Source organism: Massilia pseudoviolaceinigra (assembly GCF_030846505.1).
Taxonomy (GTDB): domain Bacteria; phylum Pseudomonadota; class Gammaproteobacteria; order Burkholderiales; family Burkholderiaceae_D; genus Telluria_A; species Telluria_A violaceinigra.
Window position 1 is genome coordinate 38,427 of record NZ_JAVCWL010000035.1, and the last position, 18,884, is coordinate 57,310.

Consider the following 18,884-nt stretch of genomic DNA (forward strand, 5'->3'; position numbering starts at 1 on the left):
ATATTCACTTACGGAGTGTCGTATGGGTTCCAACGGTAACAGTGTTTGCCGGAATTGCAAATTTGCAGCGCCTCGAACTTTGTTTTGAGTTGAATGACCCTGTTTTTCCGACATCCTAGCGTGTTGTGATGACTACTGCTGACGGGACCGTTTTTCTCGAGGTGGATGTGAAACTGCGGAGTGCTTCCATCACATTTCAAGTCATAGAGAACAACTCTGCCCGTCAGCCGAGGTTCGCTGAAGGAGTTGGTTTTGACCCAGGCCCAATTGAAGACCACCCTTGCTCCACCGTCAGTGCTTCGTAGATCACCGGTGATCGCATGGACAAACCCGCTCGCCCCCCACAGCCCGGCAACGACAGAGACTGCGACAACCTTCTTTAAAGAATCTTTGCTTGACATGATTTGCTCCTCATGAATATTGCGATTGAAGGTAGGCGGATCTGTTTCCCCGATACCTCAACGCCCGTGTTCGTCGGAGTGCGGGATGTAGAACGGACCGACTGATGTGAAGTAGCGGGCTCTTCTTCAGCCTACCGTTGCCCTACCCTCGACAGCTGAGAATCCTCAAGCATGGAATTGAGCCAGATGCTTGTTGCCGGAGCGCCCGATGCGGCGCCGTCGCTGAGGCATGCGCGAATGGCCGAGTCACAGCCAGCGCATATGCTTCGATGCGCATTTCACATCCATGTAGCCAAATCGAGCGGCGAGATAGTATTGTGCGTCGCAGTCCGCCGGCACCTGACGGCACCTGACGGCCCATGATGAGACGGCTGCGGCACGCGTCGTCGCTAATCCTGCGGCACTGGGGCAAGTGTCGCCGACGTGGCAACGATAAAGAACGTCAGCGAGTCCATCCCGGCCGAGCTGTTGGCATCGATGGCAACCACGGTTTCGTCCTCGTCGACTGCCACCAGCGCGCTAACTGAAAGGCGCTCGGCCGCGCTGGCAAGGCGAAACGTAGGGTGGCTGAACTCGGTGGGGCAAGCGAGGTAGCAGACGCCATGAAACGAAACCATGTGCCGCGCACACGACAACGAGCATCCTGCCGAAAAGCTCAGTGAGTAGCCGTCAAAGGACCGGATGCACCAGTCCCACCCGCCGTCACGGTTGAGCTCTTGAAGGAGTTCATGCAATGTCGTTTTCCATCCGTGTCAGATGCGCTATCCAGGGCATGCGAGCGTATCGCGCTTTTCGCCGATATCATCCCATTCCTGCTGACGCTACATGAAATTACGCGTATGCAGGGCCGACAACTGCTGCGCCTCTGTTTTTGAGAAACCCAGCCGCTCAAGGCGCGATTGGCGCCCTTCGGCCATGTCCACCATCAGCTGCTGCACGCGCTGGTAGCCGGCCGCAATCGCCGCCGGCGTCAGTGCGCCCGCCGCCAGCAGGATCAGCGAATCGAACACTTCCTCGTTCAGGCCCGAACTGGCCGCCAGCGCATCGTTGCGCGACTGGACCGCGTTGGCCAGGCGCGTGCGAAAGGCCGGCTCGCGTCCGAGCCGCGCCGCCAGGTGCGTCATGCCGAAGGCGACATGGCGCGCTTCGTCGCGCGCAGCCAGGCGCGCGATCTGGCGCGTGACCGGATCGGGCGCGTACGCGTGCAAGAAATGCAGCAGGCTGACAAAGGTCCCCTCCCCCAGCACCGACAGCAAAAACTCGGCTACCGAAAAATCCTGCTCGTCCAACAGCGTCTTGAGCGAACTTTGTCCGCCCGCCGTCGACAGGCCCGGCTCGCGGCCCTTGAGGCGCACGCGGCGCGTAAACACCTCGATGTGGCGCGCTTCGTCGGCCACCTGGATCGCCAGCACCGCCTGCACTTCGCGGTAGTGCGGGTGCACCTGTCCCAGAAAGCGCGCCGGCACCACCAGCGCCGCCACTTCATTCTCGATCATGTAGGTCAGCACCTGCACCACCGCGTCTTCGACGATGTCGGGCAAGGTGAACTCGGCTTTCCAATCGATCGCCGTCTCCGGGTCCCACTGGGCCGCGGCGGCCTGTGCGTACAAATCGGCGGCCCGTTCGGCCCACACTTCCTCCTTCTGATCAAGGCGAAACCGCATGGCCGGCGAACCCGCCTCCACCGTCGCGCCGCGCGCCGCCAGGCCCCACTGGGCCTTGGCCTGATCGGCGATGGCGCCCTCGGCGCGCGGATCGGCGTGGCCGCTGTGCAGCGCCGCGCGCCAGCGGCCCGCCGACGCGCCGCCGCGCGTCACGCGCACCAATCTGCGCCCGTCCACCTCAAGCGCCGTGCACGGGTGCCCCTGGCTGCGGCACCAGGCGGCCAATTGCCCGTCCCAGCCCGCGCCAGCGCCCGTGACGTCCAGCGCTTCGCCGGGCGCCAGCTGCTGCAAGCCGTGCTTGACCAGCAGATGGGCGCCGGCGTCGAAGCCGAGATCCTCAATATCGATAGTCGGCTGCAAGGATCTTCCCTTCCGCATCGTAGAAGCGCTCGTCGTCCACCGCGCGCACCAGCGCGTCGTAGCCGCTCACCCGCCCCGGCAGCCAGGTTTTCAGTCCTTCCAGTTCGAGCAGCGGGCGCACGTCCGGGTCGTCCCAGCTCATGGCCAGCAGCAGTTCGCCGAAGCGCGCAATCTGCGCCGCGGGCGCGTCGGGGCTGACCGTGAAATTGCAATGGTCGAACGGCGCCGTACGCGCCATGATCGCGGTGGCGCCGGCCGGCAGCAAGCCCTCGCGCGAGAAGGCCATGTGGTTACTGTCGATCATCCAGGCGGCGTCGATCTCGCCGGCCATCAGCGCCAGCGCGGCATCGCGTTCGCCGCCGATATGGTCGCCGTGCTTGCCGCCCAAAACGTCGAAGCGGCGCGCCGTGTAATCGCGTCCGGCCAGCATGCCGTGCTGGCGCAGCAGGTCGAGCGGGATCAGGTGCGCTTGCGGGGAATCGATGGCGCCAAAGCCGATCGTCTTGCCTTTTAACTGTTCCAGCGTGACCAGCGGGCCGGTACGCGTGACCAGCACCGACGTCAGGTCGCAATCGCTGTCGCGCATTGCCAGGGCGGTCACTTCCTGGCCACGGGCGCGCGCCATGCGCTCGGCCCGCACCCAGGCCAGCGGCGAATTCCACGCCAGCGCAATACTGCCGTTGAACTGCGCTTCCACCTGGCGCTCGTAGTTGGAGTACAGGATGTAGTCGAATTCAAAGTCGTGGCGGCGGAAGTATTCCTTGAAGCCTTCCCAGATCGTCACGACTTTCGGTGCGTAGGCCACCGCGCCCATCATCAATGGTGTATTCATCGCGCGCCCCCTTAACCGAACACCGGCATGCCGCAGACGGCCTTGCCAATGAAGTCGAACAGCACGTCGGAGGTCGGCGCCATGACCGATGCGGCGCGCGCATCGCGGAAGTAGCGTTCGATGCCGACCTCCTTGCGGAAGGCCGCGCCGCCGCACACGCGCATGGCGCTGTCGGTCACTTCCAGCGCCGCTTCGGCCGCTGCCGCCTTGACCTGCATCACGCGCAGCATGGCGTCCGGACGGCTGGCCGCCAGCGCGGCGAGCGTGTCGTCGCGCAGGGTGCGCACCATGTCAGCCTGGATGCGGGCACGTGCCAGGTAGGCGCGGATGGTCGGCAGTTCGGCCAGCGAGCTGCCCAGGTGTTCGAGCTTGCTGCCGGCGGCGTGCGCGCATGCCGCTTCCAGCACGGCGTCCATCTGGCCCAGCGAGGACGAGGCGACCAGGGTCGAGAACACCGGCAGCACGGCGCCGATCATGATGTCGAAGCCGCCGCCGTCAACGCCCAGCATGGCGGAAGGCGCCACGCGCACGCCCGTCGCGCTGATGGGCGAGGAGCGGTTGCCGCGCAAGCCCATGCCGTCGAACGCTTTCGGCTCGCTCAGGCCGGCGCTCTTGCTGTCGACCAGCCACAGGGTGCTGGCGCCTTCGAGGGCGACCGGCGCCGTCGACCACACGTACGAATCGGCTTCGCCGGCGGCGGTGACCATCGATTTGCTGCCGTCGATGACGATGCTGTCGCCATCCTGGCGCGCCGTGCCGACCGGGGCCCAGAAGTGGCTGCGCGAGCCGTTGTCCGACCAGGCCAAGGTGCTCAGGTGGCGGCCGCAAGCGACGTCGCGGCGCACCTTCTCGCTGGCGAATTTTTCCAGCACGGTGGCCGCGCACAGGTGCATGCAGACGACCATCGCCGTCGACGGGCAGGCCTTGGCCAGGCGCTCGACAAGCTGCGCCGCCTCGGGCAGGCCCAGGCCCATGCCGCCCACGTCCTTGCTGCTGACAAGGCCGAGCAGGCCGGCCTGGCCCAGCGCATCGATGGCGGCGCGCGGAAACTGGGCATCGCGGTCAGTCGCTGGCGCGGCCGGCAGGACGATGGTGGTGACAATGGTGTCGAGTGTTTGGAGATAAGACATGGCATCCCTGTGAAAATGGCGGATCAATGCCACCGGCAGGTCGCGTTCAGGGCAAGGCAAGGGAGACTCCGGACCGGAGCCGGGCGATTGAGCACCTCGACAAGTTCTGCTCGACCTGCCTGGCGGCAGCGCTTGGAAACGGTACTTTTGCCGCGTTTGCACCTCGACCCCGCCACACGCGGGCCGTCGGACCCGGTTCAGCGTTCCAGGGGAGCTGACATCGGCGTTACGGCGGGCGGATTCAAGACAAACACAACAGTAGCCGCAGTTTATCAGAGTCGCGCCGCCACCGGCAGGCCCCTTGCGCCCCCGGCGGTGCGTCCGTCCGCTGAAAAATTTCTTGACGCCCTGTCACGTGTCAGATAATCTTTACAGGTGAAAGAAAATAAACCACCAATCGAAGGAGACCAGTTGCTGACGATCCTGTCCGCGCTTGCCAATCCGCACCGGCTGCGCATCATTGCGGCCCTCGCATCGGGCGGACGTAATTACGTCAGCCAGCTTGCACGCGACATTGGCATCAGCCGGCCGCTGCTGCACCTGCATCTCCAGAAACTCGAACAAGCCGGCCTCGTTACCAGCTGTCTCGAACTGTCGCACGACGGCAAAGCGCTCAATTATTTTGAAGCGGGCAGTTTTGCGGTAGCGCTGACGCCGGAAGCGATTGCCGAGGCAGTCAAGTCCCTTACCATCAACCTTGAGAAGTAGACCAACACCATGTCCGAACACGTATATTTGATCACCATCGGCCTGCCGCTCGCCACCGTCCTGCTCATTTTCGGCATGAAGTATTTTGCCGCCATCGCGCAGGCCAAGGCGCGCCTGGCCAGCGACGAGGCGTACCGCCAGCTCACGGCGCAGGCAGCGGCTGCCCAGACCGAGACCGCCGCTGCGCTGGCAGCCGTCAACGGCCACCTGGCGGAACTGAAGACGCGCGTGGCCGCCGTCGAGAAAGTGCTGCGCGACGTCGAGTAAAGCGCCGCCGCCAGCCCGAATACACACCAGCCGCACCGATCGATTGCCTGCCTCACCAGGGAGAACACCATGCCGGACCATCATCAGACTGAACTCGGCGGCAAGGATGCGCAGCGCACCGCGCGCATCGCCGGCGCGCTGTACCTCGTCATCATCGTCATCGGCCTGCTGGGCGAGACGGTCATCCGCAACAGCCTGGTCGTGGCCGGCAACGCGGCCGAGACGGCCCAGCGCATCGTGGCCTCGGAATGGCTGTGGCGGGTGGGCATCGCCGGCCAGTTGTTGCTGCTGTTGTGCGCGGTTGCGATGTCGCTGACCTGGTACGTACTGCTGCGCCCGGTGAACAAACACCTCACCCTGCTGGCCATGTTCTTCGCGCTGGTGTCGCTGGCGGTCGAAAGCGTCAGCACCCTGCACCTGCAAGGCGCCCTGACGCCGCTGCTGTCCGGCGCCACGCTCGGGATGGACTTGCAACAGGCGCAGGTGACGGCTTACCTGGCCATTGTCGGGCACTCGCATGCGTTCGCGGTGGCGTTGATGTTCTTCGGAGTCGAATGCATCATCATCGGCCACCTGATCCGCAAGTCCGGCTATTTTCCGCCGCTGATCGGCGCGATGATGCAGCTTGCCGGGCTGTGCTACCTGGTCAACACCTTCATCATGGTGCTCTCCCCTGCCCTGCACGCCGCCGTGTTCCCGGCAATCCTGGTGCCATCATTTTTCGGCGAAAGCGCGTTCTGCCTGTGCCTGCTCTTCAAGGGCATCGACATCGCGGCATGGGAGCGCATGGCCGCGCCTTCGCCTTCACTCAATTTGCACTGACGTTTCACCACCCACCAACCCAAGAGGAGCCGCACCATGAACGACATCAGCACCCTGAGACTGTCCCTGTTAAGAGCAATGTACCTGCTGCTGGTGGTGGGACTGGGCGTAACCATGTGGCCGACCATCATTGCCCCGTCAAGCGTGGCGGCCAATGCCAGCACCGTGGTGCGCTCGCTGCTCGGTGCCCTGTGCCTGCTGTCGCTACTGGGGTTGCGCTATCCGCTGCGCATGCTGCCGCTGCTCCTGTTCGAGCTGGCCTGGAAAATCATCTGGGTGGTCGCCTTCGCCCTGCCGATGTGGATGGGGCCGGGCCTGGACGAGTATGCCGCCGAGACCCTGTTCGCCTGCGCTGCCGGCATTGTGCTGGTGGTGCTGGTGCTGCCATGGGGGTATGTTGCGCGCGAATACCTGCAGGCGCCGGGCACGCCGTGGTCGAAGGGTGCACAGGCCGGCGTGCACTGAGGACCGGCACGCGCGGCACCTTGCGCCAGTCCGGCCGCAAGATGCCGCCCCGCCCCTTACAGCAGCATGCCCAGGCTTTCGGTATGGCCGAAGGCGTCGTACCACAGGGCCGCATTGCTGCCGGTGATGTCGATGCCGCCGGGATTGACTGCATACAGCTGCGCCAGGTCTGCGCCGAGCGGGCTGTCGCCGGTCTCCAGGCGAGCCTGATCGAGCTGCGCGGCGAAATGCCATGCGCCGGTTGCGGGATCGGCGCCGTACATCGCATCGAAGGCGGCGATCAACGGCAGCATGTCGTAGAGCCCGTTCAGGGCGCCGTCTCCGCTGGCGTCAGCGAGCACCTGTAGCCGGAAGCTGTCCGGCGCGGGATTGTCGTACCAGCCGGCAAACGCCATGCCATCCGTCGCGCTGGTCATCAGCATCAGATCGCTGCCCGAGCGGGCAAGAAACATCTCCGGCTCGCGGATGCCGCCGCCCAGCGAGATGGCGGCAGCGCCGCGGGCGCACAAGGTCACGGTATCGCGTCCGTCGCCCGCGTTGAAGGCGATCGTGAAATCGGCGCCCCACGCGGTGATGTCGTCATTGCCCGTTCCGCCGACGTACAGGCTCTGCCCCGCCCCTTCGATCAGGTCGTCGCCAGCGCCACCGTGCAACAGATTATTGCCGTGCACATCCTGGAGAATATCGTTGCCATCCTGGCCGAACAGCAGGTCGGCGCCGTCGCGCCCGTGCATGACGTCGTTGTCCTCGCCGCCGATGAGTACCTCGTAGGCGCTGCCCTCCTCCGGCGCCTCGCCCGTCCACATGGTGTGCAGAAATTCATTTTCCGGGAACCAGTACGCGGTGCTGCCATCGTCGCCGCTCAGCATCATGGCTTCCATGTCGAAGGCAGCCGACACGTGCGACAGGGTGGCAAAGTCGGCGGACACCGCCGCGCCCAGGTCCATGTCCCAGAGTACGAACATGCAGTAATCGGGGTCGCCTGCATACAGGGCGTCGAGAGGGCTGCGTACGGTGGTGGTCATGAATTCTCCAGAAAAGGGCGACGCTGGGTCGCGGGCAGCCGGGCCGGCCGGCACCCGGCATCAGCTTGACACCCGACAAATATAACTTTTCTGAAGGAAATTTTATGAACGCAGGTCACGGATGTGCTGCGAGAATGTTGACCACGAACAACTATTTTATTGGGCCCGGCGACGTCCAGTATTGCCGGTGCTGGCGAGCCGGCATGCCGCTTGGGCGGTGGCCCTATTTTTTGAAGATATCCGTGTAAAAGCCACTGGCCTGCAGCACCACCGTCACCGGTTCGTCGTTCGTATTCTTCCAGTACCAGCCGTGTACGCCCGTGAACGGTGCGATCAGGGCGCCGCTGGACTGGCTGACGTCGTTCTCCAGGATGAAACTTTCGAATTCGTCGCCCTTGGCATTGACCGGTTCGCCATGAAAATCATGGTTGAGCGCTTCGCCTTTCGTCGTTTTCCAGGAAAAGATCAGCGTCGCGCCTTTCGCAAGGTGGGTCTTCACCTCCACGCCTTTTCCTGGGGCCAGGGTGATCTCCTGCGTGTCGGCCCGGTAGGCAACCGTCTGCTTCGACGCGATGGTGAGCGCGCGCACTTCACCCGGGGCCGAGACAGTTGATCCCTTTGGCGCCGGCGTCACTGTGGCCGCGGCCGCGGCAGGTTCGCCCGGGGGCGGCGCCGCGCTGTGCAGCTTGGTCAGGCCGAGCGCCCTTCCTGCACCAGTCGGATCGATCCCGTACTCCGCAGGCAGGACAGCGACGGTGAGCAGCACTGCGGCCACGGCGGCGGCGGCGAGGCAGCCGCGCAAGAGTTCTTTTTTGGGCGCGACAACGCCGGCGTTCGATGAAGGCAAGGACATGGACTTTCCTATTGACTGATATAGCCGGTGAACTGGAGGCCGGCCAGGACAAAGCCGGCACCCATGAGCGCAAAATTGCTGGTCAAGGCGTGCCGGGCGAAACTGGCGCTCGTGCGCCAGTAGCGCACCACGATCAGGATCATGCCGAGCGCAAGCAGCTGGCCAAGCTCCACCCCGAGGTTGAACGCGATCATGTTCGGCACCAGGCCGTCGGGTGACAGGGAGAAATCCTGCAGCTTGGTCGCCAGTCCCAGGCCGTGGAAGAAACCGAAGATCAGCACCGCCGCTTTCTTGTTCGGCTGAAACCCGAACACGGTCTTGAAGCCGCCCAGGTTATCGAAGGCGCGGTAGACGATCGACAGGCCGATGATGGCGTCGACCAGATAGGCATTGATATGCCAGCCGTTGAGCACCCCGAGAAGCAAGGTGGTGCTGTGGCCGAGCGCGAACAGGGTCACATACACGCCGATATCCTTCATCCGGTACAGGAAGAAGATCACGCCGCACAGGAACAGCAGATGGTCGTAGCCGGTCACCATGTGCTTGGCGCCCAGGTACAGATAGGGCAGGAAGTGCACGCCGGTGGCGCCTTGCAGGAAACTCTGGTCCGATTCGGAGACGCCGTGGGCGAATGCTCCGGCCGTCACAAGGCACAGCAGCATGCCCAACAGCCATGCGCGGGCGGCGCCGCCCCGCTCATTGATCAACATACGCGATGCTCCTGATTGTCTGAAAACACTTGCCGCCCCTTCAGGAGCCGGTTTGCCATGCAAAATCGCACGGCCACGCTGATGGATCGGCTGCGCCAGGAACGTGCCGTCGGCGGGCGCACGACCGCCGATGCGGCCCACCCGCGATGTCAGCCGTGGCGATGCTGGCTGCTCAGTCTTTTTTCTTCATCAGCCCCGCCAGGGCGGCGAACGGGTTGTGCGTGGCCGGCGCCACCTCGGCCGACAGCAGCCCGGCTCCGCGGTCCGCTTCCAGGTAGCGCGAGTGCTCGTTGTCGTGGCAGTACAGGCACAGCAGCTCCCAGTTGCTGCCATCGGGCGGATTGTTGTCGTGGTTGTGGTCGCGATGGTGCACCGTCAGCTGCGACACGTTCGCATTGGTGAATTCGCGCATGCAGCGCCCGCATATCCAGGGATACATTTTCAGGGAACGCGCCCGGTAGCCGGATTCGCGCGTTTCCGCGGCCTTGCGGGCATCGGCCACGATCTTGTCGAGACGGGCGGCGTCGGGTTTTTTAGGCAGTGTCATGCGCGTTGCTTTCTATCACGTTGCCGCATGGCGCGGCAGAAAGCGGATTGTCGCAGAGTTTGTGGTGCGGGTCGAGTCAAGCCGCACGCGGCAAGCCACGTCAGTGCCGATATGGAGGCCCATCGCACGGCCGATTTCTCCGCTCGGCCCTGACGACAAGCTAATTCACATCTGGCGAAAGCGCCGCACGAACGACTCTGCCGCCGGCAGCGATTCGCGCCGGCTCTTCAGTTTCAAGGTCAGCTGCCCGGCCATGTTCGGCTCGATGCTGGCGATCTCCATCGCATTGACGACGGTGGAGCGGTGGGTCTGCCAGAACTGATCCGGGTCGAGCTCGCTCATCAGTTCCTTGAGCGTTTTCTTGATCAGCACTTCGGAATCGGCCAGCACGACCCGCGTATATTTTTGATCCGACTGAAAAAAGACGACTTCGTCAATCGTAATCAGGCGGATCGCGTTGCCCACGGAGGCGGTGATCCAGCGCAAATACGACGCCGTCGCCTGCCGCGGCGCAAGGTTCTCGAGCACATCCGTCAGGTCGAGCGGTTTGCTTGCCATGCGCTGCTTGAGCCGCCGCACGGTCAGCGCGATCCGTGCGGGATCGATTGGCTTGAGGATGTAATCCACAGCGCCATTGTCGAACGCATCGATGGCATGGGCGTCGAAGGCCGTCACAAACACGACATGGCAGCGGTCGCGCAAGGTGCGGGCAATGTCGAGGCCGTTGGGATCCGGAATCTGAATGTCGAGAAAGACGATATCCGGCGCGTGCTGCGCGATCTGGCGCAGCGCATCGCAGCCATCGGCGGCATGCCCGACGATTGTCAGCGCCGGCCACAGCGCAGCGAGCAATTCGCGCAATTCGTCGTGCATTGCCGGCTCGTCTTCGACGATCAGCGCTCTCGGTGCCGCTTCACTGGCAGACGTGCTTGACCACATACTCATTTGCTCCCGCGTTGAAAATTCCTTGTAATCGAGACCGTCCGGCCGGCAGCAGTTTGGCCACCGCATCGGCCAGCGCGGCCGTCCGCACTGGCGTGACGCTGATCGTGCCGGTGGCCAGCGCGACACCGACATGATCATCCCACGCTGCCAGCGTCAGCGTCACGGCGCGCGCGCCTGCGCTGATTGCACCGTCCAGCAAGGCGGACACCGTCAAAAACAGCGGGCCTGAACGCGCGTGCGACCTGGCGTCCGCGATCAGTACCTCCATGTCAATCGACATCCCGTGCTCGGCTTCGCGCAAGGCTATCAGGGCCCGGATCAGCGCTAGCTCGCCGGCAAGGCCGGGCCGGTCGCTCTGTCCGCGGTTCATCGCCAGCCGCAAATAACTGATCAGGTGGTCGAGCAAGGCCGATGCCTTGGCCGGCCTGTCGCGGTATCGGCCATGGACTTCGCTTAACACGCGCGCCACCATGGCCGGGTCGACCTGGGCGCGGGAGGCACGCAGGCGCGAGCGGGCAAGCTGGCGCGCAAGAAGCGCTTGCTTGCCCAGCAGCGCGGTGAACCTGGCATGGTCTTCGGCACGCTGGAGGGACAGCAGGTACACCCATCCGATGAGGCCGCCCCACAGGAGACTGCATCCAGAAATTGACCAGCTCGCCAGGGCGATCGGCAATATCCGCAATGCGGCCATGACTGAGCATCAGGTCGAGCCACGCGGCGAGCACCGTGGCGACCGCCGTGCCCACCGTCAGCATGATCAGGAACTTCGAGGGCCGGCGTATCAGGTCCGATCCTTTTTCCGTGCATAGCCGGAGAGAAAAACCGACGATGAGGGCGGCAAGCGCGCAGGCCACCGTTTCGCGCAGAAACGCGGCCAGGAAGATGCCCCAACCGTCGCGTTCGATGCGCTCGAACCACGACGGCACCTGCGTCAATCTCTCGGTGACCGTACCGATGGCGGCAAACACAAGGGTCTGGCGGTAGTTCGCGCGCAAGCGCCTGCATGCGGCCATGCGCACGTATCGCAACTGCTCAAGCATGTCCGCTCCCGATAGCGATGCGGATGGTTGCGCACACGCCGCCGCTGGCGCCTGGCGCCACCAGAAGACTGGCGTCTGCGCCGAACGTCCCGCGCAGCCGGGCGCGCACGGTCGCAAGGCCAAGGCCGTTTCCGGACGACAGGCGCAAGCCGACTCCATCGTCACTGACGACGATCGATAATTCGCGCTCGCTCAACGTCACGGCAATGAGGATCATCCCGCTACCGGGTTTCGGGCCCACCCCATGGCGTACCGCGTTTTCGACGAGGGTGGCGATGGTCAGGGCCGGCAGTTGGCACGTCGTCGACGGCGGGGATACGCTGACGTTGTAGCGCAAGCGGCCGCCGCAACGCTGCTCGATCAGATTGAGGTACAGGACGACCAGGTCGATCTCGTCGCCGACGCTCCAGTCGGCCTTGCGCAACGCAGGCAGCGCACGCTCGAAGTACGCGATCAGGTTTTTCAGTACGTCATCGGCTGCGGCGTCGTCCGTGCGGTACAGTCGCTTCACATGGGCCAGCGTATTGAACAGAAAGTGCGGCTCGATCAGCGCCTCCAGCATCGCCAGCTCACTGCGGTCGACGTCGGTCGCCAGCGCATCGGTCCTGACTTGCAGGCTCAACGCGCGCGCGGCCTGGGCATTCGCATAGTCACGCATCAACAACCAGCCGTAGATGAAAATCGAGACCATCAATGCGCGGTAAGCGTCCATATACTGGCTAGCGAGCTGGACAGGGCGGCCCGTCACAGCCGGGAACAGATACAGATAGACCGCAATGATGATCAATACCACTCCGAACAGAACGGCCAGCAAGCCGACCACCATGCGCGGTGCCAGATCTTGCGGGTAGCGCCGTTCCAGCAACGGGCTGAGCCAGATCACGCACGCCCATACGAACAAGGCGTCAAGGGTATGCAAGACCACGAGTACAGTGTGGACCGGCGCAAGCAACGTTGGTTTGTCCGCGAGTATCCAGGCGGGCAAAATCGCGTGAACCGATAGCACGCACACCGCGAGGAGCACCCAGGCGAAACCGGGAAGCTGCCACTGCCGCAAGCGTCGGTATTGCTCATGCATGCTGAAGGACCATTTGTCGTCGATGGCGGAGTATAAACGCTGCCTGCGCTTGCCCCGCCCTCTTTCCGGCATCGCCCCGGATCCGGTCGCGGCAAACCCGGACCGAGGCTGCGCGCGTCGTCGGCCGATTCAGGCTGCGCCGCATGATGAAAAAACCGTCGGCGTCGTCCCGGGTCACAACCATCCCTGATATTTGTTTGCGATCCAGCCGGCAGCTTCATCGTATTGCTGCCACTGCATATAGGCGACCAGTATCAACGTGGCGATACCAAAGCCACGCCGTAACGCTGCGCCTTTGCGGGCCAGGATGGGAAGGCGCGCGTTAATCGTTTTACCGCCATAGGCAATCAGCAGCATTGGCAGGCCGGTCCCCAGGCCAAATGCCACCAATAGGACCAATCCCCAGCCACGACTCGCGGAGCCCGCCACCAGGGCGATGATGGAGGCCAGGACCGGTCCGGAGCAAGGCGTCCAGACTGCCCCCAGGCTCAATCCCAGAATAAATCCCCCTGCTTTCCCCGCACCCGGGTTGGGGGTCAATTTCAACCCGAGATCTGAAACACTTTGCAGCCTGGCGCTCACGCGCGTATATAAACCCGGCGACAGCAGCACTACGGAAAAGCATGCGAGCAAAATAATGGCTACCTGACGTATCAGGACTGGCGACGCACCTGATAGGCTCGCCCCTGTTGCAAAAGCGAGAGCTACCAAGGTAAACGCAGTGACAAAACCGAGCACGATGAAAATGGGCCGGCTGCTTCGCTCCAGCGTAGCGCCTAGCAAAATCGGCAGCACCATCAGTACGCAGGGGCTGGCAATCATCGCCAAACCCGCCAGGAAAGCAAATCCCAATTCCATTAAGTTCATTCTTAGTCCATGTGTGATTGTTGGAGCGTCCATGCGGAGCAGGTACACGACGGAGCATAGGATGGCGATGGCGAGCCGTGTCGACCATGAGGATGAATGCGGCGGTTCCGGGGATGAACGCGCTCATTTCGCCGATGCAGGAACATTTAGTAAGTTAGCAGAGCCACGTTGTCCAAATGAAACTGCGGGTTGGTGGGCGCGGTAGTGCAGTTTCAGTTGCGAGACGTTCGCGTTGGCCAACTCGCGGAGTTGATGATCGTGGTCGAGCGATTCGGTTGCGTACCCGGTAGCAGCCGCCGTGGCAAAACAATGAACAACTACGCTTTCTGTGGCCGCCACAAGACATAATTTTCACTAATTCAGCTAACGGAGCGCAGCCGCAACGCCACTCGGCCGCACTTCATCCGACGCGACATTCTCGCAAAAACATGCATTGCCTTCATGCGTAGCGGCTCAAGTGGTATGGGAGGGTGGCCAATCCTGATGACGGCGTCTTGCTGCGAACGGGAAAACGCATATGTTCAAGTGGTCTTGTCGGGCTGCGCTTGCGAGCGTAAATCACCATTGCGATACCGGATTTTATCTCGCCAATAAGCGATTCCCTCGCTCCATCTGTTCTTACTAGTTCTCAAGTTACATTACGTTTCACCTCTGTTGACCTCGCTTTGATAGAGGGTAATACTGCGACAACCCTGACGATCCGTTCAAGATCCCGTCCATCAACCCGACACATGTCCTGAGTGAAATGTTCGCCTCCAGCGATATTTCAAAGGCCAAACAACCGTCCGATTTGGAAGCGCTCCCACGAGAAGCACCGACTGCAACACCGAACAGCTTACCCAACGTCCTCCCTTTGTGACCGCCCCATCCGGGTGGGGCACACCGGGTTTTCGCAGGAGCTGGCCCCGGCCGGCTCCGACCAATGCGCACCGCGCATCCAACCACAAAGGCCGCCGTCATGCATCATCGTCCAGCGCAGGCAACGGCCACTTTCCACGAGGTGACCGCACCATGAAAAAACTGCTTCAATTCCTCTCTTTGAGCATGCTCGGCATCGGTTTGCTGAGCGGCTGCGGTGGCTCGTCGTCCGGCAGCGACGCGACCCCGCAGCCCACGATCTCCGCCACCACCACGGTGCGCTCGAACGCCATCGGCACGCCCACGTCCGCCACGCTGGCGGCGACCCTGGGCTCCTCCTCGGCGCCCTCGACCACCGAATGGACGTTCTGCGCCAACGAGAACGGCGAATGCATCTTCACCGGCAACCAGACCGTGCGCTACGGCGCCGGTTCCAGCTTCACCAGCAAGAAGTTCGACTGGGCCGCCAGCTGCAACAACGCCAGCTTCGGCACCGATCCGGCGCCGGGCGTGGCCAAGCACTGCGAAATCACCAGCAGCTTCGCCTTCTGCGCCAACGAAAACGGCCAGTGCGGCTTCGGCGACACGCAGACCGTGCGCTTCGGCGCCGGCAGCACCTACGTCACGCAAACCGTGACCGGCGGCGCGGCCTGCACCACCGGCGTGTTCGGCGACCCGCTGCCGGGCAGCGCCAAGCACTGCGACCGCGCGCCCACCACCTGGACCCGCTGCGCCCTCGAAAACGGCCGCTGCAATTTCAGCGGCACGCAAGTGCTGCTGTACGGCGCCAACGGCAGCTTCTTCACCAAAACCCTCAGCAACGGCGCCGACTGCAACAGCGGCGTGTTCGGCGACCCGATTCCGGGCGTGCCCAAGCGCTGCTACCTGCCGGGCGTGCCGATGCCGTCCGGCGCCACCCCGCCAACGCCGGGCGACCCCGGCGGCACCTGGAACCAGCTGACCACCTTCAAGCTGGTCAACGGCACGCGCGGACAATATGCCGACAGCCAGGTCTACTGGGCCATCATCGGCAAGGACTGGAGCAGCGGCAAATACGTCCACGTCGATGCGGGCGGGCGCTTCATTCCCATGGCCCTGAGCGACAACGGCGCGCTGAGCAAGAACGGCAAGCCATACACCAACTACTTCCACACCCTGGCCCAGCTCAAGTCGATCACCATCCCGCCGCTCAATTCGGCGCGCCTGTTCCTGAGCGTCGGCAGTCCGATGTACCTGCAGGTCAACGCCGACGCCAACGGCAACCTCGGCTACGCCGGCGCGAATATCGAAAATCCATCCGATCCGAACATCGACGTCTACTTCGACTTCATCGAAATGTCGATCGGGGCCAAGGACGGCTTCTTCGGCAACACGACCCGGGTCGACCACTTCGGCTTCCCACTGACCTTGCGCCTGCAGGGCCTGGGCGGCTACGACCAGACCGTGGGCGAAACCGAAACGCGCGCCTCGCTGATCTCGCAATTCGTCGCCAGCGTGCCGGCCCAGTTCAAGGGCCTGGCACAGGCGCCGTACGCGCCCTACCGCATCATCGCCCCGGCCCACGCCAGCTTCCAGAACGGCGGCGCCAACGCCACCTACCTGGACGGCTACATCAACCATATCTGGAACAAATACGCCAGCCAGAAACTGGTCTTCACCAACCAGCAGGGCACCTTCAGCGGCCAGGTGGTGAACGGCGTATTCCAGTTCACCGACGGCGCCGGCACCTACAACGTGCGCAAGCCCACCACCGCGATGGCACTGCTCGGCAATGGCGCCCTGGACGACCCCAGCGGCACGGTCGGCGGCACGCCTGCCTACCACAAGCAATTGCAGATCCAGGCGCAGCTGTGCGCGGCCCTCAACCGCCATGTGGTGGAAGACCCGGCGCGCTGGTCCGACTCGGCGTATTTCTACCCGGCGGGCCAGCCAGCCAACTGGTACGCCAAGTTCTGGCATGACCACAGCATCAACAAGCTGGCCTACGGCTTCGCCTACGACGACGTATGGAATTACAGCTCGTCGGTGCACTCCACCGCGCCAACCACGGCCACGGTGACCATCGGCTGGTAAAACCCCGGGGCCGCCGCTGGCGGTCCCTACTCATTTTTTTAACAGGAATCGACATGAAGAAACTACTGAAATACCTGGGCATGGCCGCTATCGGCGGCGCCATCCTGAGCGGATGCGGCGGCGGATCGTCCGATAGCGCACCCACCGCCGCCAGCCCCGCGCGGCTGAACGCCGCCGTCACGGCGGAGCCGCTGGTGCCGCTGGCGGCGTCCGTCGCACCCGGTGCCACCGGCAGTGCCGCAATCGATGGGGTCGGCACGGACTCGGGATCGTCGGCCGCGCTCGCACCGTGCGCAGCCGTCACCTGGCGCGCCGGCGTCAATTACCCGCTCGGGACGGTCGTGCTGTACACGCCGAACGGGCTGTACTACAAGGTGGTGCAGGTCGCCGGCAACGGCAGCGATGGCACCACCCCGACCATCAGCACCTGGTACTGGGCGCAAACCACCTGCGCGCTGCCAGCGGCGAAGAAAATCGTCGGCGGCTACTATCCGAACTGGACGCCCTCCCCGGTGCGCATCCGTGACGTCAACGCACGCTACAACCTGATCTACCTGTTCCACGCCGTGCCGGTAGGCGGCTCGCCAGGGACCACCGGCGCGGTCACCTTCAGCGCGCCGGGCAACGGACGCGGTGCGGCCACCAATCTGAAAGCCGACATCCAGTACGCGCGCAGCACCCAGGGCCGCAAGATCATCCTGTCGGTGGGCGGCGCGGGCAATGGCATGAGTTTTCCGAACCGGACCAAATCGCAGACGTTCGTGAACAGCATCGCCTCGATCTATACGCAATTGGGCGGCATCGACGGCATGGACTGGAATACCTTCGAAGCGGACCAGCGGCCCGATACGGCTGAAATGATCTGGATCAGCCTGGAACTGAAGAAACGCTACCCGGGCTTCATCATTTCCGCGCCGCCGGCACCGTGGAACCAGATCGACAAGGAATTCTGCCGTGCGATGGTCGCTGCCGGGGCGATGGATTACGCCGCGCCGCAGTATTACGACGGGCCTGGCCTGAACGATCCGGCCTATGTGGCCGAAAACGTCAAACAGTGGGTCAGCTTGCTGGGCGCGAACCGGGTGGTGGTCGGCTTCGGCATCAGCAACGCGGCCAATTACATGAGCCGGGACCAGGCGGTCAGCGCGTGGAACCAGGTCAAGGCCAACCATCCGGACATCCGCGGTGGCTTCAACTGGCAGATTCACATGGATGAAGAACAGGGCTGGCCGTTCGCCAACAGCGTTGCACCGCTGATCAACCCGTAACAGGCAAGGCTGCCGGCCCCACCATTGGCGGGACCGGCAGCGCTTACTATTGACCGACGGGTGGGCGCGTCAGATCGACCCGCGAGAGCCACCATGCGCCACGCTGGAACGTGTAATCGAACGGACCGCTGCGTACCACACTATCTTCCTTGGGCGCACCCGCGCCTTGCTTGCCGGCGGCGATCGTCGGCAAGCCTTTTTTGGCCGCCCCGGCCTTGAAGTAGGCATCGTGCAAGGTCTTTACCAGCGCCAGCAAGCGCGCATCGTCTTGCGCATACGGCAGGCATGCGCCCTGCTTGACGCACACCGTCACGGGAAACGCGACAAAGCGCGCGAACCGGTCCGCCTGCTGCTCTTCCACGTAGATGTTGATCCAGCCCGATGCATCGGCAACGTCGCGCGCAGCCTTGGAAATCGCTCCGATCTCGTACAGAATGCCCTGGCGCATGCTGTTCCTGGCCGCCTCAGCCCCCTTGACCGGATACAGCACATCATCGACCCGCCACTGGCCGCCTTCGCGCACCAGCACGTAGCGCATCGTCGTGCGCTGCGAACCGGCGTCCTTGGGAAATACCTTGAACGCCACATCGACCGCGTTCGCCCCCACCGGCCTGGCCGTGAAGCCGGATGACGCCAGCGTCAGTTCCGGATCGCGGTCCTGGGCATCCAGAAACATGTCGGCCTCGGCGCCATAGCCGCACATATCGTCCCCGCGCGCCACTTTTCGGCACGCAAAGTCGTTTTCCGCCAGCAGCTTGCGCGCGCCAGCTGAATAAAAGGCGCCGCTGTCCAGATAACGTTTCCTTGCCGCCGCCTCATCGGCGAAGTAATCGCGGTAAAACGCCGTGACCAGCGCGGCCGGCGTGCTTGCCGCCGGCACGGTGGCGGCCGGCGCGGCCAGCACGCCGGCGCTGTGGACAAGTCCGGCACACAGCGCCGCCGCAAGCACAAAGTTCTTGTGCTTCTGCATG

At 63.6% G+C, this 18,884-nt stretch carries 20 protein-coding genes; 6 read left to right on the forward strand and 14 right to left on the reverse strand.

The genetic code is table 11. The features are described 5' to 3' along the window. Positions 1–8: 8 nt before the first annotated feature. From RBA40_RS27145 to RBA40_RS27165, 5 genes are all read right to left on the reverse strand, one after another. Positions 9–401, reverse strand: a complete 393-nt coding sequence (locus RBA40_RS27145) for a hypothetical protein (protein WP_306651440.1) — start codon at positions 399–401, stop codon at positions 9–11. Positions 402–790: 389 nt separating this feature from the next. Beyond that, entirely contained in the window at positions 791–1,018 is a 228-nt protein-coding gene (locus RBA40_RS27150; RefSeq protein ID WP_306651441.1) for a hypothetical protein, read from the reverse strand. Positions 1,019–1,222: 204 nt separating this feature from the next. After that, positions 1,223–2,425, reverse strand: coding sequence for a ferritin-like domain-containing protein (locus tag RBA40_RS27155; protein WP_306651443.1), 1,203 nt, complete (start codon positions 2,423–2,425; stop codon positions 1,223–1,225). Next, complete coding sequence (locus RBA40_RS27160; protein WP_306651445.1) at positions 2,403–3,257, reverse strand: phosphate/phosphite/phosphonate ABC transporter substrate-binding protein; 855 nt, start codon at positions 3,255–3,257, stop codon at positions 2,403–2,405. The genes RBA40_RS27155 and RBA40_RS27160 overlap by 23 nt, the downstream gene beginning before the upstream one ends. Before the next feature lie 11 nt (positions 3,258–3,268). Beyond that, positions 3,269–4,387 (reverse strand): acyl-CoA dehydrogenase family protein, encoded by a 1,119-nt coding sequence (locus RBA40_RS27165; protein WP_306651447.1) that lies wholly within the window; start codon positions 4,385–4,387, stop codon positions 3,269–3,271. A 411-nt stretch (positions 4,388–4,798) separates the two neighbouring features. Between RBA40_RS27165 and RBA40_RS27170 the strand changes: the two genes are divergently transcribed. The 4 genes from RBA40_RS27170 (at position 4,799) to RBA40_RS27185 (ending at position 6,649) form a co-directional block, all read left to right on the forward strand. Beyond that, complete coding sequence (locus RBA40_RS27170; RefSeq protein ID WP_229413622.1) at positions 4,799–5,095, forward strand: ArsR/SmtB family transcription factor; 297 nt, start codon at positions 4,799–4,801, stop codon at positions 5,093–5,095. A gap of 9 nt (positions 5,096–5,104) precedes the next feature. After that, positions 5,105–5,362 (forward strand): hypothetical protein, encoded by a 258-nt coding sequence (locus RBA40_RS27175; protein ID WP_306651449.1) that lies wholly within the window; start codon positions 5,105–5,107, stop codon positions 5,360–5,362. Positions 5,363–5,431: 69 nt separating this feature from the next. After that, complete coding sequence (locus tag RBA40_RS27180; protein ID WP_306651450.1) at positions 5,432–6,184, forward strand: DUF4386 domain-containing protein; 753 nt, start codon at positions 5,432–5,434, stop codon at positions 6,182–6,184. A gap of 36 nt (positions 6,185–6,220) precedes the next feature. Beyond that, positions 6,221–6,649 (forward strand): hypothetical protein, encoded by a 429-nt coding sequence (locus RBA40_RS27185; protein ID WP_306651451.1) that lies wholly within the window; start codon positions 6,221–6,223, stop codon positions 6,647–6,649. Between the two features lie 56 nt (positions 6,650–6,705). On the opposite strand, the gene RBA40_RS27190 is transcribed toward RBA40_RS27185, so the two are convergent. The 8 genes from RBA40_RS27190 to RBA40_RS27225 all read right to left on the reverse strand — a co-directional run bounded on the left by RBA40_RS27190 (position 6,706) and on the right by RBA40_RS27225 (position 13,714). Then, positions 6,706–7,674, reverse strand: a complete 969-nt coding sequence (locus RBA40_RS27190; RefSeq protein WP_306651453.1) for a calcium-binding protein — start codon at positions 7,672–7,674, stop codon at positions 6,706–6,708. Positions 7,675–7,897: 223 nt separating this feature from the next. Then, positions 7,898–8,527 carry a transmembrane anchor protein gene (locus tag RBA40_RS27195; protein ID WP_306651455.1) on the reverse strand — a complete coding sequence of 210 codons (630 nt, stop codon included), beginning with the start codon at positions 8,525–8,527 and terminating at the stop codon, positions 7,898–7,900. Positions 8,528–8,535: 8 nt separating this feature from the next. Further along, entirely contained in the window at positions 8,536–9,237 is a 702-nt protein-coding gene (locus RBA40_RS27200; RefSeq protein ID WP_306651457.1) for a HupE/UreJ family protein, read from the reverse strand. A 172-nt stretch (positions 9,238–9,409) separates the two neighbouring features. Further along, a complete protein-coding gene (locus RBA40_RS27205) occupies positions 9,410–9,784 on the reverse strand; it encodes a YajD family HNH nuclease (RefSeq protein WP_099880086.1) in 375 nt (124 codons plus the stop codon). A 165-nt stretch (positions 9,785–9,949) separates the two neighbouring features. Beyond that, positions 9,950–10,729 carry a LytR/AlgR family response regulator transcription factor gene (locus tag RBA40_RS27210; RefSeq protein ID WP_306651459.1) on the reverse strand — a complete coding sequence of 260 codons (780 nt, stop codon included), beginning with the start codon at positions 10,727–10,729 and terminating at the stop codon, positions 9,950–9,952. After that, positions 10,698–11,420: a LytS family sensor histidine kinase gene (locus tag RBA40_RS27215; RefSeq protein ID WP_306651461.1), complete on the reverse strand. Its 723-nt coding sequence runs from the start codon at positions 11,418–11,420 to the stop codon at positions 10,698–10,700. The genes RBA40_RS27210 and RBA40_RS27215 overlap by 32 nt, the downstream gene beginning before the upstream one ends. A 341-nt stretch (positions 11,421–11,761) precedes the next feature. Next, a complete protein-coding gene (locus RBA40_RS27220; protein WP_306651463.1) occupies positions 11,762–12,847 on the reverse strand; it encodes a sensor histidine kinase in 1,086 nt (361 codons plus the stop codon). A gap of 174 nt (positions 12,848–13,021) precedes the next feature. Further along, positions 13,022–13,714, reverse strand: a complete 693-nt coding sequence (locus RBA40_RS27225; protein ID WP_306651465.1) for a cytochrome c biogenesis CcdA family protein — start codon at positions 13,712–13,714, stop codon at positions 13,022–13,024. 1,011 nt (positions 13,715–14,725) lie between these two features. Here RBA40_RS27225 and RBA40_RS27230 point away from each other — a divergent pair. Further along, positions 14,726–16,645, forward strand: coding sequence for a glycoside hydrolase family 64 protein (locus RBA40_RS27230; protein ID WP_306651467.1), 1,920 nt, complete (start codon positions 14,726–14,728; stop codon positions 16,643–16,645). A 53-nt stretch (positions 16,646–16,698) separates the two neighbouring features. Beyond that, positions 16,699–17,913, forward strand: a complete 1,215-nt coding sequence (locus tag RBA40_RS27235) for a glycoside hydrolase family 18 protein (RefSeq protein ID WP_306651468.1) — start codon at positions 16,699–16,701, stop codon at positions 17,911–17,913. A 46-nt stretch (positions 17,914–17,959) separates the two neighbouring features. Here the strand turns inward: RBA40_RS27235 and RBA40_RS27240 are convergent, their stop codons facing one another. Beyond that, positions 17,960–18,883, reverse strand: a complete 924-nt coding sequence (locus RBA40_RS27240; protein WP_306651470.1) for a YqhG/Tai3 family protein — start codon at positions 18,881–18,883, stop codon at positions 17,960–17,962. Between the last annotated feature and the right edge of the window lies 1 nt (position 18,884).